Below are 14,055 nucleotides of genomic sequence, written 5' to 3'. Positions count from 1 at the left end.
CCTGGTCAAATCGGCGTGCCCCGCGCTTGACCACGCCGCGCGGTGTTCTCCCTCTCCCCCTCACGGGGGAGAGGGTTGGGGAGAGGGGGTGGTTTCAAACCGCGACGGCATAACGTCCGCCCACTGCCCTCTCCCCCGCCCCTCTCCCGCAAGCGGGAGAGGGAAGCAAGCCGTGGACTTCAGGTGTTCTCCCTCTCCTGCAAGCGGGAGAGGGGTGCAAACCCGTGGACCTCAGTCCATCGTCCCCAGGATCACGCTCGACGCCTTGAAGATCGCCAGCGCCGGCGCGCCCTCGGCCAGGCCCAGCTCGTCGAGCCCGGCATGCGTGACGATCGCCGCGATGGTGGCGCCGCCATCGAGCGCCAGCACGACCTCGGCATTGACGGCCCCCGGCACGATGCGCGCCACCGTGCCCGGCAGCTGATTGCGCGCGGACAGCCGCAGGCCGGGCGACGGCACGCCGATCATCACCGATGAGGCCTTGACCAGCGCGAACGCCTCGCTGCCCGGCGCCAGGCCCAGCGTCTCGACGCTCTCGTGCGTGACCGTGGCAACCACCTGTTGCCCGCCGGCCAGCGCCAGCGTGATCTCATCGTTTACCGCGCCGGTCCGCACCCGGGTCACGGTGCCGAACAGCCGGTTTCGTGCACTGGTCTTGATCATCAGTCGCCGGATCAGATGGATATCGTGTTGCAGCGCGTCGGCGGCCGTCGCGTCGAGCTGCTCGCTGACGCGCGACAGCTGCGCGACGAAGGCGCGGTGCTCGGCCTCGAGCGCGCGATAGGTGCGCACCAGCCCTTCGCCGCGCGGCGTCAGCATCGTGCCGCCGCCGCCCTTGCCGCCGGCGGCGCGCACCACCAGCGGCTCGCCGGCGCTGTTGTTCATCGCGTCGACCGCGTCCCACGCCGCCTTGTAGCTGAGCCCGACCGCCTTGGCGGCCGCCGTGATCGAACCGTGTTCGGCGATCGCGGCGAGCAGCGCGATGCGGTCCTTGCCGCCGAGGTCCTGGCTGCCGGCGCGAAACCAGATCGCGCCCTGAAGTTCGAGCATGAGGCATGGCGCCGCCACAGGGCGGCGTATCGGTATCGGAACGGCGCTATGTTACCGCGCCGGCCCGCTCGCCCAAGCCCTGCCGCCGCGGGCCCCCGGCAAGGTATGTCATCACGTGATACATTGACGGCTTTTTTGCGCGACGCTTTTTTTGCTGCGTCGCGGCACGCGCTGGCGCCTTCATGTTCTCCCGATCCTCTCCCCTCCTTGCCCTGGCCGGCGAAATCCGCTTGCGCTGGCGCGGCTGGCTGGCCGCCTTCGTCCCGATGCCGGTGGCGGCAAGCAGCCGCGAGCGGATCAAGAGCTGCCTCGGCGCGCTGTTCGCGCTGGCCTGCACCGAGTGGATCAGCCGGCATATGCTGGGCGGGCACAACCCCTGGTTCATCGCGCCGATGGGCGCCTCGGCGGTGCTACTGTTCGCCGTGCCGTCGAGCCCGTTGGCGCAGCCTTGGTCGGTGATCGGCGGCAATCTGCTGGCGGCGTTGGTGGGCGTGACCTGCGCACGCTGGATTCCGGACCCGGGTCTGGCGGCGGCCATCGCGGTCGCGGTGGCGATCGGCCTGATGTTCCATCTGCATTGCGTGCATCCGCCGGCCGGCGCGGTCGCCATCACCGCGGTGTTCGGGGGCCCGGCGGTCGCCAAGCTCGGCTATGCCTTCGTGCTGTTCCCGGTCGCGCTCAATTCGATGCTGATGCTGCTGATCGCGCTGTCGTTCAACAACCTGGCCGGGCGCCGCTATCCGCATCGGCCGCCGCCCCCGGTGCCGGGACATGGCACCAGCGATCCGCCTCCGGGCCAGCGCGTCGGCTTCACCCGGGCAGACCTTGACGACGTGCTGGCGGCGCGCGGCGAATTCCTCGACGTCGACCGCGACGACCTCGAAGAGATCCTGGTCGCGGCCGAACTGCGCGCGTTCGGACGCCGCTTCGGCGACATCCGCTGCGGCGACATCATGTCGCGCGACGTGGTGGCGGTCCACGCCGACCAGCGCCTCAGCGAGGCCTGGACCCTGCTGACCCGCCACCGGCTGCAGGCGCTGCCGGTGGTGTCGCCGCGGCAGCGCCGGCTGGTCGGCCTGGTCGCGCTGCCGGACCTGTTCGCCGGCGACCCCGCCAAGGGTCAACGCCGTCCCGATGGCCTGGTGCGCGACGCGATGCTGACCGAGCTGCCGACCGCGCGCCCCGACCAGCCCATCGTCGAGCTGGCGGGCGCGATGTCCGACGGCGGCTGGCACCTGATGCCGGTGGTCGACGAGCAGCGGCGACTGCTCGGGCTGATCACGCAGTCGGACCTGCTGGCCGCGTTGTTGAAGCGGTGACGGGGCAATCGGCGGCTGTGTGCCGTCTCCCCGGCCCTCTCCCGCAGGCGGGAGAGGAGAACACCACGGGCAAGTTCCACACGTCGTCGCTCCAATCCGCGACGACGCGCTCCGCTCTCCTGCAAGCGGGGGAGGGAGAACACCACCGGCAAGCGGGCGCCACAGCGATTGCGAACGCGCTTGCGGCATCCCGCTCCCGTCTCCCGCTCCCGTCTCCCGCTCGCGGGAGAGGGGCTGGGGGAGAGCGCAAACGGCGTGCCCCTCACCGATACGGCCCAATCCCGCCATCACGGCTCTGCCACCCAACACTGGCAAAATAGCGGCCCATGAATCGTCTCTGGTCGCACCTCCTCGGCTTGTTCGTCCTCGTGCTGGCAACCTGCGCGCTGCTGGCCACGCTCGCCGTGGTGGTCGCCGGCCGCCAGCTGCCACCGCTCGACGCCATCGCCGCGTTCCGCCATTCGGCCGGCTACGTGCCGCTGGACAGGATGCCGCCCGCGCTGACGCAGGCGGTCGTCGCCATCGAGGACGAACGCTTCTACGTGCATGACGGCATCGACTACGTCGGCGTGATCCGCGCGGGCCTGGCCAATCTGTCGGACGACCTGTCGCAGGGCGCGTCGACCATCACGATGCAGGTCGCGCGTAACTTCTTCCTGTCGCGTGAGAAGACCTATACCCGCAAGCTGTACGAGGCGCTGCTGGCCTACCGCATCGAGGGCGCGTTCAGCAAGGACGAGATCCTCGAGCTGTACATGAACAAGGTCTATCTCGGCGAAGGGGCGTACGGCTTCGCGCAGGCCGCGCGCACCTATTTCGGCAAGCCGCTGGCCGAGCTGACGCTGGCCGAGTCCGCGATGCTGGCCGGCCTGCCGAAGGCGCCGTCGGCCAACAACCCGGTCGTCAATCCCCGCCGCGCGCGCCAGCGACAAGCTTATATCCTGCTGCGGATGCTGGAACTGGGCCGCATCGACCGGCACCAGTACGACGCCGCGCTGCTCGAACCGCTGCGGCTGCGTTAGCCCCCCATCGACGGGCCCCGTTCGGCCGGGCCATGTCAGTGCCGAACCGACTGCCCCGCCCCGCGTCTCCATGCTAGCCTGCTGGCAGCCGGGTTCCGCCTGCGCCGAACCCGCTCACCACGCCACGACGGCGGACTCTCGGGGAGGCAACGATGGATGGCATCTGGTCAGACATGCTGAGCGCGCTGCGGACGGAGTTCGCCGACATTCCCGACATCGAGGAAGCGACCCGGGTCGTGGTCCGGCTTGGCATGGCGATGCTGCTCGGCGCGATGATCGGCTACGAACGCGAAGCGGCCGGCAAGGCCGCCGGCTTGCGCACCCATATGCTGGTCGCGCTGGGCTCCGCGATGTTCGTGCTGGTGCCGCTGCAGGCCGGCGTGCCGCTGGCCGACATGAGCCGCGTACTGCAGGGCATCGCCTCGGGCATCGGCTTCCTCGGCGCCGGCGCCATCATCAAGCTCAATAGCGAGGAAAGCATCAAGGGCCTGACCACCGCCGCCAGCATCTGGATGGTGTCCGCCATCGGCGTCGCCGCCGGCATGGGGCGCGAAGCGACCGCGCTGCTCGCTACGATTTTTACGCTGGTGATTTTGGAGATTCTGCAGCGGATCAAGTAGTTCGTGCCTGCGCGCCGCCAAGACACACTACCATGCGGGCCATCGATCCACGACCAGGCGAGGAGCGCGCGATGGCTCCTTTCCACAACGGCATGCGCCCGGTTCATCCGGGCAAGATCCTGCGCGAGGAGTATCTGGTGCCGCTCGATCTATCGATCGCGGAACTGGCGAAGGAATTGCATGTCGGCACCGCGCAGATCGACGCGATCGTCCGGGGCGATGCCGCGCGTGGCCAGCGAGATCGCTCTGCGTTTGGCGCGCTATTTTGGTGGTGACGCCGAAACCTGGTTGAACCTTCAGCAGGCCTACGATCTCAAGACCGCCGAACAGCAGGTCGGCAACGCCATTCGCTCCCAAGTCGCGCCGCGCAAGGCCAAGGCGGCGTAGCGGCCTCGCGCTGGATTGGCTGACCGCAATCCCGGTGCACCGCGCGGGGCAACGCCTTACAGCCGCTCCCGATGCCGCTCCAGCGCCGCGCGCACGATTGGCGCGACCGCCTCCGCCTGGCCGTTGTCGACGCCCTCGAGCAGGGCTCGGCGCATCGGTGGTGCCCAGAAGCGGCGCAGGTGGGTGGCGATGTCCGCCAGCGCCTCGTCGCGGTCGGGCATCGCGGCGAAGAAGGTTCCGATCTGGTTGGCCATCTTGACCAGGTTGTCGAGATTCATGATCAGCAGCGTGGCGGCAGCAGCCGCGCGGAATGGGTGTAGACGACATGGCGGCCGGGGCGCACGAACCCGGCCAGCGTGACGCCGGCCTGTTCGGCCAGCCGGACCGCCATCGCGGTGGGTCCAGAGACGGCGGCCAGTATCCCGATGCCGGCGCTGGCGGCCTTGAGCACCATCTCGTAGCTGGCGCGGCTGGTGACCAGCGCCGCGCCGTCGGCGACCGGCTCGCCGCTGCGCGCCAGCGCGCCAATCAGCTTGTCGAGCGCGTTGTGGCGGCCGACGTCCTCGCGCACGAAGGCCACGGTGCCATCGGCGCGCAGCCAGCCGGCCGCGTGAGTCGCGCCGGTATGGCGCAGCAGCGCCTGCCGCCGCTGCAGCTCGGCAAAGCCCCGATGCAGCGCGGCGCCGTCGAAGCGCGCGGTGCTCGCGACCGGTGCCGGCATGCGCGCCACCTGCGACAGCGATTCGACGCCGCACAGCCCGCAGCCGGTGCGGCCCGTCATCGCGCGACGCCGCGTCTTCATCCGCGCGAAGGCATCGCCGGCAATGCGCAACTGCACCGCGACCCCTTGCTCGCCGGCCTGCGTGTCGATCTCGAACACGTCGCGCGCGTTCGCGACGATGCCTTCGGTCAGGCTGAAGCCGACCGCGAAATCTTCGAGATCGGCCGGCGTGGCCAGCATCACCGCGTGCGAGATGCCGTTGTATTCGAGCGCGACAGGGACTTCTTCGGCGACATCGTCGAAGGCGAGCGCCATGTCGCCGCCCCCACCTTCGCGGCGCGCGACCTCGACCGTGGCGTACGGCATCGGCAGATCGCCGTCGCGCTCGTATGGACAGGCCTCGTTTGGATCGGCCTCGTACCGATCGGCGCGATACGGACCGGACTCATCGCGCGCGACCACGCCGCGCTCACAGACCAGCATGGCCGGCCTCCGCCTTCTCGTCCTGCGCCACCGCATTCGCCGCCCGCAACAGCCGCAACTGCTCGTCATGGAAGTCCCGATAGCGCCGCTGCCATTCGGACGGCTGCGCGACCGGCAGCACCTGCACCGCGGTGACCTTGTATTCGGGGCAGTTGGTGGCCCAGTCCGAGTTGTCGGTGGTGATCACGTTGGCGCCCGACTCGGGGAAGTGGAACGTCGTGTAGACCACGCCCGGCTGCATGCGCTCGCTGACCAGCGCGCGCAGCACCGTCTCGCCGGCGCGGCTGACGATGCCGACCCAGTCGCCGTCGGCGATGCCGCGCTCCTGCGCATCGTGCGGATGGATCTCGAGCCGGTCCTCGTCGTGCCAGCGCACGTTGTCGGTGCGCCGGGTCTGCGCGCCGACGTTGTACTGCGACAGGATGCGGCCGGTGGTCAGGATCAGCGGGAAGCGGCGATTGACCTTCTCCTCGGTCGGCACGAACTGCGTGATGATGAACTTGCCCTTGCCGCGCACGAAGGTGTCGACGTGCATGATCGGCGTGCCGGCCGGCGCCTGCGCATTGCACGGCCACTGGATGCTGCCGAGTTCGTCGAGCTTCGCGTAGCTGACGCCGGCGAACGTCGGCGTCAGCCGCGCGATCTCGTCCATGATCTCGGACGGATGGCGATAGTCCATCGGATAGCCGAGCGCGTTGGACAGCAGCATCGTGACCTCCCAGTCGGCATAGCCGGCCCTGGGCGGCATCACCTTGCGCACGCGCGAGATGCGGCGCTCGGCGTTGGTGAAGGTGCCGTCCTTCTCGAGGAAGGACGAGCCGGGCAGGAACACGTGCGCGTACTTGGCGGTTTCGTTCAGGAAAATGTCCTGCACCACGATGCATTCCATCGACGACAGCGCCTCGGCCACGTGCTGCGTGTTCGGATCGGACTGGACGATGTCCTCGCCCTGGCAGTACAGCCCCTTGAAGCTGCCGCCCAGCGCGGCCTCGAACATATTGGGAATGCGCAGGCCCGGCTCCGGGCTGATCTCGACGTTCCACGCCTGCTCGAACAGGCCGCGCGTCGTCGAATCGGAGACATGCCGGTAGCCCGGCAGCTCGTGCGGGAACGAGCCGATATCGCAGGACCCCTGCACATTGTTCTGGCCGCGCAGCGGATTGACGCCGACGCCCTCGCGGCCGATGTTGCCGGTCGCCATCGCCAGGTTGGCGATCGCCATCACCGCGGTCGAACCTTGCGCGTGCTCGGTGACGCCCAGCCCGTAGTAGATCGCGGCATTGCCGCCGGTCGCGTACAGGCGCGCGGCGCCGCGCAGCTGCTCGGCCGGCACGCCGGTGACCTCGGCCATCGCCTCCGGCGAGTTTTCCGGCCGCGCGACGAACTCGCGCCACAGGCCGAACGCCTTCGACTCGCAACGCTCGGCGATGAAGTCCTCGGCCAGCAGCCCCTCGGTGACGATCACATGGGCCATCGCGGTCAGCACCGCGACATTGCTGCCGGGGCGCAGCTGCAGATGGTAGTCGGCACGCACGTGCGGCGACCGGACCAGATCGATGCGGCGCGGATCGATGACGATCAGGCGGGCACCGGCGCGCAGCCGCTTCTTCAGCCGCGAGCCGAATACCGGATGGCCGTCGGTGGGATTGGCGCCGATCACCAGGATCACGTCCGAGCGCTCGACCGAACGGAAGGTCTGCGTGCCGGCCGACTCGCCCAGCGTCTGCTTCAGGCCGTAGCCGGTCGGCGAGTGGCAGACGCGCGCGCAGGTGTCGACGTTGTTGTTGCCGAAGGCCGCGCGCACCAGCTTCTGCACCAGATAGCCTTCCTCGTTGGTACAGCGCGACGACACGATGCCGCCGACCGCGTCGCGGCCATGCTTTTGCTGGATGCGGCGGAACTGCGCGGCGGCGTAGCCGATCGCCTCCTCCCACGACACCTCGCGCCACGGGTCCTGGATGCTGGCGCGGATCATCGGCTTCAGGATGCGGTCCTGGTGCGTGGCGTAGCCCCAGGCGAAGCGGCCCTTGACGCAGGCATGGCCCTCGTTGGCCTGGCCGTCCTTGTACGGCACCATGCGCACCACCTCGTTGCCCTTCATCTCGGCCTTGAAGGCGCAGCCGACGCCGCAGTAGGCACAGGTGGTCACCACGCTGTGCTCGGGCTGGCCCATGCGGATCAGCGAGGTCTCGGTCAGCGTCGCGGTCGGACACGCCTGCACGCAGGCGCCGCACGACACGCAGTCCGACTCCATGAAGGACTCGCCCTGCCCCGCCGTCACGCGCGATTCGAAGCCGCGCCCGCTGATCGTCAGCGCGAAGGTGCCCTGCGTTTCCTCGCAGGCGCGCACGCAGCGGTTGCAGACGATGCATTTTGACGGGTCGTACTCGAAGTACGGGTTCGACTGGTCCTTGACTGCATCGAGATGGCTGGCGCCATCGTCGCCGTAGCGGACCTCGCGCAGGCCGACCGCGCCGGCCATGTCCTGCAGTTCGCAGTTGCCGTTGGTCGGGCACGTCAGGCAATCGAGCGGATGGTCCGAGATATACAGTTCCATCACGCCGCGACGGATCTCGGCGAGCTTGCCGGTCTGCGTGCGCACCTTCATGCCCGGCTCGGCGGGCGTGGTGCATGACGCGGGATAGCCGCGCCGCCCTTCGATCTCCACCAGGCACAGCCGGCACGAGCCGAACGGCTCGAGGCTGTCGGTGGCGCACAGCTTGGGCACATGGACGCCGGCCGCGACCGCGGCGCGCATCACCGAGGTGCCGGCGGGCACGGTGACGGCGACGCCGTCGATTTCCAGCGTGACGGTTTGTTCGGCCTCGCGCCGCGGCGTGCCGTAATCGATATCGTGGTGGGGGTGCAAGGTCGAACTCCGCAGGGTCGTGTATGGAGCGAGGCTTTTTCCTGTCGCCCCCGCGCAGGGGGGCCCAGTGTCTTCAAGCTGCAGCGATGCAAAGCAGTGCAGCTGCGTGCGTCTTCACGCGGCCCGCGCCGGCAGCGGCGGCAGGCCGAAGTCCTCGGGAAAGCCGTCGAGCGCCGACAGCACCGGATACGGCGTCATGCCGCCCATCGCGCAAAGCGAGCCGTGCAGCATCGTGTCGCACAGGTCGCGCACCAGCCGCACCTGCTGCGTGCGCCGGGCGGGATCGGGCTGGGCCATCAGCTTGTCGATGACCTCGACGCCGCGGGTCGAGCCGATCCGGCACGGCGTGCATTTGCCGCAGGACTCGACCGCGCAGAATTCCATCGCATAGCGCGCCTGCCGCGCCATGTCGACGGTGTCGTCGAAGGCAACGATGCCGCCGTGGCCGACCACGCCGCCGAACGCGGCATAGGCCTCGTAGTCGAGCGGTACGTCCCAGCGCGCTTCGTTCAGATAGGCGCCAAGCGGGCCGCCGACCTGCACGGCGCGCAGGGGCCGGCCGCTGCGCGCGCCGCCGCCGTAGTCGTACAGCAGCTCGCGCAGCGTGACGCCGAACGCCTTCTCGACCAGGCCGCCGCGCGCGATATTGCCGGCCAGCTGGAACGGCAGCGTGCCGCGCGAGCGCCCCATGCCGAAATCGCGATAGTGCTGCGCGCCCTCAGCAAGAATTACCGGCACGGTCGCCAGCGAGATCACGTTGTTGATGATGGTGGGACGGCCGAACAGGCCCTGGATCGCCGGCAACGGCGGCTTGGCGCGCACCATGCCGCGGCGCCCCTCGAGGCTTTCCAGCAGCGCGGTTTCCTCGCCGCAGACATAGGCGCCCGCGCCCTTGCGCACCTCCAGCGCAAAACGGCGGCCGCTGCCGCGGATATCGTCGCCCAGCCAGCCCGCCGAGGTGGCGATGGCGATCGCACGTTCGAGCACCGCGATCGCGTGCGGATATTCCGAACGCACGTAGACGTAGCCCTGTTCGGCACCGACCGCAAGCCCGGCAATCGTCATGCCCTCGATCAGCATGAACGGATCGCCCTCCATCACCATGCGGTCGGAGAACGTGCCCGAGTCGCCTTCGTCGGCATTGCAGACCACGTATTTGACGTCGCTGTCCGCCTTCAGCACCGTGTTCCACTTGATGCCGGTCGGAAAGGCCGCGCCGCCGCGGCCGCGCAGGCCCGACTCGGTGACCTCGTGCACGATATCGGCGCCGCCCATCGCCAGCGCACGCGTCAGGCCGCGATAGCCGCCGTGCGCCAGATAGTCGTCGAGCGACAGCGGATCGGTGATGCCCATGCGGGCGAACGTCAGCCGCTCCTGCTCGCGCAGGAACGGAATCGATTCGGTCATGCCGTGACACAACGGATGGTTGCCGCCGCGCAGCAGGCCGGCATCGAACAGCGCGGGCACGTCGGCGGCGCTGACCGGCCCGTAGGCGATGCGTCCGGCCGGCGTCTGTACCTCGACCAGCGGTTCGAGCCAGAACATCCCGCGCGAGCCGTTGCGCACGATGCGTACAGCGTCGCCGCGTGCCGCGGCTTCGCTGGCGATCGCGCGCGCCACCGCTTCGGCGCCCATGGCGAGCGCGGTCGAGTCGCGCGGGACGAACACCGTCACGGGTGCGGCGGCCATTGGGTTGCGTGTCGCGCTCATCGGCTCACCTCGTTGTGGGACATGGGGGCGGTCCCGTCTTGCAGCACATCGCCATCCCTGACGTCGTCGTGCCGCGCATCGCGCTGCCGCAGCGCGGTCAGCAAGGCGTCGAGCCGCGCCGGTGTCACGCCGCCATGCAGTTCGGTGCCGGCCATCAGCGCCGGTCCCACCGCGCACTGGCCCAGGCAATAGACCGGCTCGAGCGTGACCGCGCCATCGGCGCTGGTCTGGTGCCAGCCGCAGCCGAGTTCGCGCTGCGCGTGCTCGGCCAGCGCATCGGCGCCGACCGCCTGGCAGGCCTCGGCGCGGCACAGCTGCAGCACGTGCCGTCCCGCGGGCCGGTCGCGGAAATGGTGGTAGAAGCTGATCACGCCGTGGACTTCGGCGCGGGACAGGTTCAACGCCTGCGCGATCACGGGCACCGCATCCGGGGGGACGAAGCCGAGGGCGTCCTGGACGTCGTGCAGGATCGGCAGCAAGGCGCCGGGCTGGTGCTGGCGGGCGCGCAGGATCGCCGCGATGCGATCGGCGGCCTCGGCATCCGGCGCCTTCATAGCCGCGCCTTCCATATAGGCTATTTTTTGCATATTGTCGGGACTCCATCCCGGCCGCCTCGCGCGCCCATCGGCGCCCAATTCCCGGGTTTTTTTGCCATGCCGGGACTATAGGCAGCGCGCACGCGAGCGGCAATATGCTATTTTTCGCCTATGTTGAGAATCGCCATTCAGCCGCACCTGCAGGTGCGCGACGACAGCAACGGGGCCGCGCCACTCGATGTCTCGCGGCTGGTGACGCTGCTTGCCCAGATCGAACGCACCGGCAGCATCCGCCAATCGTGCGAGGCGATCGGGCTGTCGTACCGCTATGCCTGGGGTCTGCTCGAAGATGCGCAGTCGCTGTTCGGCGGCCCGTTGATCGACAAGCGCCGCGGCCGCGGCAGCGTGCTGACGCCGCTGTCGCAGCAGCTGGTCTGGGCCAGCAAGCGCATCGGCGCACGGCTGTCGCCGACGCTGGAGAGCCTGGCGTCGGAACTGGAGATCGAACTGAAGAAGGTGCTCGACGCCTCGGTCAGCGCGCTGCGGCTGCATGCCAGCCACGGCTTCGCGGTCGCCGCGCTGCGCGACTTTCTCGACGAGCACAAGGTCCGCCATGACCTGAAGTACTGCGGCAGCCTGGAAGCGGTGGCCGCGCTGGCCGCCGGGGACTGCGATATCGCGGGCTTTCATGTGCCGATCGGCGAGTTCGAGGCCGAGACGTTCGAGCGCTTCGCGCACTGGCTGCATCCCGAGCGGCATTGCCTGATCCATCTGGCGGTGCGCACGCAGGGGCTGTTCGTCGCACGCGGCAATCCGAAGGCAATCACGCGGCTGGATGACCTGCTGCGGCCGGACGTGCGCTTCGTCAACCGCCAGGTCGGTTCGGGCACCCGCCTGCTGCTCGACCTGATCCTGCGTGCACGAGGCATCGACCCTGCGCGGATCGAAGGCTACAGCAACGGCGAATTCACCCATGCCGCGGTCGCGGCGTATATCGGCAGCGGCATGGCCGACGTCGGCTTCGGCGTCGAAACGGCGGCGCGCCGCTTCGGACTCGACTTCGTGCCGGTGCTCAAGGAACGCTATTTCTTCGCGATCGAACGCGAACGGCTGCGCAGTCCGATGCTGGCCGATGCGGTGGCCGCGCTGACCAGCGGCGGCTTTCGCGAACGGGTCGATGCGCTGCCCGGCTACGACGCGACGCTGACCGGCACCGTGCTGACGCTGCCGCAGGCCTTTCCCGGGCTGCAGCGTCCGCGCTAGCGATCGAGCCGCCGGTCAAGCCGGCGCCCGACCCAGCGCTCAACCCAGCGAACCGTAGACCTGCGGCACCCACATCTCGTCGGGCACCGGCTGGCGTGCGTAGCCCTGGCTGCGCTGGCGCTCGGGCAGCACGATTTCCGGCTGCTCGATCTCGCGATAGGGAATCAGCGTCAGCAGATGGTGGATGCAGTTCAGCCGCGCGACCTTCTTGTCGTCGGCATGCACGACCCACCAGCGCGCCTCGGGGATATGCGTGCGCGCCAGCATGATTTCCTTGGCCTTGGTATAGGCCTCCCAGCGGCGGCGCGATTCGAGGTCCATCGGGCTGAGCTTCCACTGCTTCAGCGGATCGTGAATGCGCGACAGGAAGCGCAGCTCCTGTTCCTCGTCCGAAATCGAGAACCAGTACTTGATCAGCCGGATGCCCGAGCGCACCAGCATCTTCTCGAACTCGGGCACGGAGCGGAAGAACTCCTCGTACTGGTCGTCGGTGCAGAAGCCCATCACGCGCTCGACGCCCGCGCGGTTGTACCAGCTGCGATCGAACAGCACGATCTCGCCGGCCGCCGGCAGATGCGAGACATAGCGCTGGAAGTACCACTGGGTGCGTTCGCGGTCGTTCGGCGCGGGCAGCGCGGCGACGCGGCACACGCGCGGATTGAGCCGCTGCGTGATGCGCTTGATCACGCCACCCTTGCCGGCGGCATCGCGACCCTCGAACACGATGACGATCTTCTGGCCGGTGGCGACCACCCAGCTCTGCAGCTTGACCAGCTCCCCCTGCAGGCGGAACAGCTCGCTGAAATAGTGCCGGCGCGATTCCCGGTCGACCGCGCCGCCGGGCAGCGAGTCCGAGTTCAGCAGCGCCTGCGCGTCGCCGTCCTCGAGCGCGAGCTCGAATTCCTCATCGTAGTGGTCCGCCACCTCGCGGTGGATGCGGCGTACCAGTTCTTCTTCGCTCGGGGTCATCTCACGCTCCTTCACGCTGCTACACGCTTCACGACGCTGCGCCAACACGCCAGCCGGACCTCGCCCGTGGCCGGGCGGCTCGCCAGCGTAGCTTGCCGGTATGTCAGTGCCGTGAAATCACCGGATCAAAGCGCGGCCCGAGACGACATCACGGCGTTCCACAAGCGTAGACCAGAAAGTCCCGCAGCAGCTGCGCCGGCTCGCTCAGCGGCTCGTCGGGGCGCCAGATCAGCCCGACCTCCATGTCGGGCACGGCGTCGGCCAGCGGCCTGGCCTCGATCTCCTTGCCTTCCAGCGACCACGGCCGGAACACCATGTCCGACAGCACCGTGACGCCGAAGCCGTGGGCCACCAGCCCGCGCAGCGCCTCCATCGACGTGGTGCGGAAGGCGATGTCGGGCGACAGCCGTTTGCCCTTCCAGTAGCGCAGCGTCGAGGTCTCGCCCTCGTCGACGGTCAGCAGGATGTACGGGTGGGCGGCCACCTCCTTCAGCGTCGGCGCGCCGCCCTGCATCAGCGGATGGCCCGGCGCGGCCCACAGTTGCCGGCGCGAGCGGATCAGCGTGCGGTGCGCGAAGCGCTGCGGGCGCGCGACGTTCGACAGCAGCACCACGCCGAGCTCGATCTCGCCGGACAAGACCGCCTCCTCGATCTCGACGCGGTCGAGGTCGCGCAGGTCGAAGACGATGTCCGGATAGTGCGAGCGAAAGCGCGCCAGCAAGGCCGGCAGCAGATAGCCCAGCACCGTGTAAGAGGCGGCGAACGACACCGTTCCCTGCTGGCTGGGGCCCTGCAGAGACGGTTCGCGCAGCATGTCCTCGACCGAATCGAGAATGCCCGCGACCCGCTGCAGCAGCCGGTGCCCTTCGGCGGTCAGCGCGACACCGTGCGGCAGCCGGTCGAACAGCCGCACGGCCAGGCGCTGCTCCAACGCCAGCACCGCATTGGTGATGGCGGACTGCGACACGTGCTCGCGCGTGGCCGCCATCGAGAACTGGCCGGTCTCGGCGGCCGCCTGGAAATAACGCAGCTGCCGCAGCGTGATGTCGCGGGCCAGCGGCGCCGGACGCGTCTTGGCGTCGCGCGAGGCACCGCCGGTCACGGCG

General features: G+C 69.1%; 14 protein-coding genes. 6 read left to right on the top strand and 8 right to left on the bottom strand.

The window, feature by feature from the left end:
* Positions 1 to 231 precede the first annotated feature (231 nt).
* The gene (locus tag M1D55_RS13535; protein WP_064575755.1) at positions 232 to 1,050 is read right to left on the bottom strand and encodes a TOBE domain-containing protein; all 819 of its coding nucleotides are present in this window, start codon (positions 1,048 to 1,050) and stop codon (positions 232 to 234) included.
* A 182-nt stretch (positions 1,051 to 1,232) separates the two neighbouring features.
* Here M1D55_RS13535 and M1D55_RS13530 point away from each other — a divergent pair, with 182 nt between their 5' ends.
* From M1D55_RS13530 to M1D55_RS13510, 5 genes are all read left to right on the top strand, one after another.
* Positions 1,233 to 2,369, top strand: coding sequence for an HPP family protein (locus tag M1D55_RS13530; protein WP_456282391.1), 1,137 nt, complete (start codon positions 1,233 to 1,235; stop codon positions 2,367 to 2,369).
* A 326-nt stretch (positions 2,370 to 2,695) separates the two neighbouring features.
* Entirely contained in the window at positions 2,696 to 3,391 is a 696-nt protein-coding gene (locus tag M1D55_RS13525) for a transglycosylase domain-containing protein (protein WP_006579194.1), read from the top strand.
* Between the two features lie 152 nt (positions 3,392 to 3,543).
* Positions 3,544 to 4,011, top strand: coding sequence for an MgtC/SapB family protein (locus M1D55_RS13520; protein ID WP_064575751.1), 468 nt, complete (start codon positions 3,544 to 3,546; stop codon positions 4,009 to 4,011).
* 32 nt (positions 4,012 to 4,043) lie between these two features.
* On the top strand, positions 4,044 to 4,286 hold the full coding sequence (locus tag M1D55_RS13515) for a helix-turn-helix transcriptional regulator (protein ID WP_456282390.1): 243 nt from the start codon (positions 4,044 to 4,046) through the stop codon (positions 4,284 to 4,286).
* A complete protein-coding gene (locus tag M1D55_RS13510; RefSeq protein ID WP_456282389.1) occupies positions 4,240 to 4,398 on the top strand; it encodes a helix-turn-helix transcriptional regulator in 159 nt (52 codons plus the stop codon). The genes M1D55_RS13515 and M1D55_RS13510 overlap by 47 nt, the downstream gene beginning before the upstream one ends.
* A 56-nt stretch (positions 4,399 to 4,454) precedes the next feature.
* Here the strand turns inward: M1D55_RS13510 and M1D55_RS13505 are convergent, their stop codons facing one another.
* The 5 genes from M1D55_RS13505 to M1D55_RS13485 all read right to left on the bottom strand — a co-directional run bounded on the left by M1D55_RS13505 (position 4,455) and on the right by M1D55_RS13485 (position 10,750).
* The gene (locus tag M1D55_RS13505; RefSeq protein ID WP_053822308.1) at positions 4,455 to 4,676 is read right to left on the bottom strand and encodes a formate dehydrogenase subunit delta; all 222 of its coding nucleotides are present in this window, start codon (positions 4,674 to 4,676) and stop codon (positions 4,455 to 4,457) included.
* Between the two features lie 2 nt (positions 4,677 to 4,678).
* Positions 4,679 to 5,485, bottom strand: coding sequence for a formate dehydrogenase accessory sulfurtransferase FdhD (fdhD, locus tag M1D55_RS13500; RefSeq protein WP_456282707.1), 807 nt, complete (start codon positions 5,483 to 5,485; stop codon positions 4,679 to 4,681).
* A 103-nt stretch (positions 5,486 to 5,588) separates the two neighbouring features.
* On the bottom strand, positions 5,589 to 8,471 hold the full coding sequence (gene fdhF / locus M1D55_RS13495) for a formate dehydrogenase subunit alpha (RefSeq protein WP_456282388.1): 2,883 nt from the start codon (positions 8,469 to 8,471) through the stop codon (positions 5,589 to 5,591).
* A gap of 114 nt (positions 8,472 to 8,585) precedes the next feature.
* The gene (locus M1D55_RS13490) at positions 8,586 to 10,181 is read right to left on the bottom strand and encodes a formate dehydrogenase beta subunit (RefSeq protein WP_456282387.1); all 1,596 of its coding nucleotides are present in this window, start codon (positions 10,179 to 10,181) and stop codon (positions 8,586 to 8,588) included.
* Complete coding sequence (locus M1D55_RS13485; protein WP_440268235.1) at positions 10,178 to 10,750, bottom strand: formate dehydrogenase subunit gamma; 573 nt, start codon at positions 10,748 to 10,750, stop codon at positions 10,178 to 10,180. Before M1D55_RS13485 ends, M1D55_RS13490 begins: the two co-directional genes overlap by 4 nt.
* A 138-nt stretch (positions 10,751 to 10,888) precedes the next feature.
* Between M1D55_RS13485 and M1D55_RS13480 the strand changes: the two genes are divergently transcribed.
* A complete protein-coding gene (locus M1D55_RS13480; protein WP_456282386.1) occupies positions 10,889 to 11,980 on the top strand; it encodes a substrate-binding domain-containing protein in 1,092 nt (363 codons plus the stop codon).
* A gap of 39 nt (positions 11,981 to 12,019) precedes the next feature.
* Here the strand turns inward: M1D55_RS13480 and ppk2 are convergent, their stop codons facing one another.
* Together ppk2 and M1D55_RS13470 are read right to left on the bottom strand one after the other, a co-directional pair.
* Positions 12,020 to 12,949 (bottom strand): polyphosphate kinase 2, encoded by a 930-nt coding sequence (gene ppk2, locus M1D55_RS13475; protein WP_232205795.1) that lies wholly within the window; start codon positions 12,947 to 12,949, stop codon positions 12,020 to 12,022.
* Positions 12,950 to 13,097: 148 nt separating this feature from the next.
* Positions 13,098 to 14,006 (bottom strand): LysR substrate-binding domain-containing protein, encoded by a 909-nt coding sequence (locus tag M1D55_RS13470; protein ID WP_456282706.1) that lies wholly within the window; start codon positions 14,004 to 14,006, stop codon positions 13,098 to 13,100.
* Positions 14,007 to 14,055: the final 49 nt, after the last annotated feature.

The organism is Cupriavidus sp. JZ107, assembly GCF_053903255.1.
This window is presented reverse-complemented; position numbering and strand designations above follow the sequence as displayed.

Coding starts and splice junctions, on each gene's coding strand:
- M1D55_RS13535 (WP_064575755.1), bottom strand. CDS start 1,050: ATGCTCGAACTTCAGGGCGCGATCTGGTTTCGCGCCGGCAGCCAGGAC.
- M1D55_RS13530 (WP_456282391.1), top strand. CDS start 1,233: ATGTTCTCCCGATCCTCTCCCCTCCTTGCCCTGGCCGGCGAAATCCGC.
- M1D55_RS13525 (WP_006579194.1), top strand. CDS start 2,696: ATGAATCGTCTCTGGTCGCACCTCCTCGGCTTGTTCGTCCTCGTGCTG.
- M1D55_RS13520 (WP_064575751.1), top strand. CDS start 3,544: ATGGATGGCATCTGGTCAGACATGCTGAGCGCGCTGCGGACGGAGTTC.
- M1D55_RS13515 (WP_456282390.1), top strand. CDS start 4,044: ATGCGGGCCATCGATCCACGACCAGGCGAGGAGCGCGCGATGGCTCCT.
- M1D55_RS13505 (WP_053822308.1), bottom strand. CDS start 4,676: ATGAATCTCGACAACCTGGTCAAGATGGCCAACCAGATCGGAACCTTC.
- fdhD (WP_456282707.1), bottom strand. CDS start 5,485: ATGCCGTACGCCACGGTCGAGGTCGCGCGCCGCGAAGGTGGGGGCGGC.
- M1D55_RS13490 (WP_456282387.1), bottom strand. CDS start 10,181: ATGAGCGCGACACGCAACCCAATGGCCGCCGCACCCGTGACGGTGTTC.
- M1D55_RS13485 (WP_440268235.1), bottom strand. CDS start 10,750: ATGGAAGGCGCGGCTATGAAGGCGCCGGATGCCGAGGCCGCCGATCGC.
- M1D55_RS13480 (WP_456282386.1), top strand. CDS start 10,889: ATGTTGAGAATCGCCATTCAGCCGCACCTGCAGGTGCGCGACGACAGC.
- ppk2 (WP_232205795.1), bottom strand. CDS start 12,949: ATGACCCCGAGCGAAGAAGAACTGGTACGCCGCATCCACCGCGAGGTG.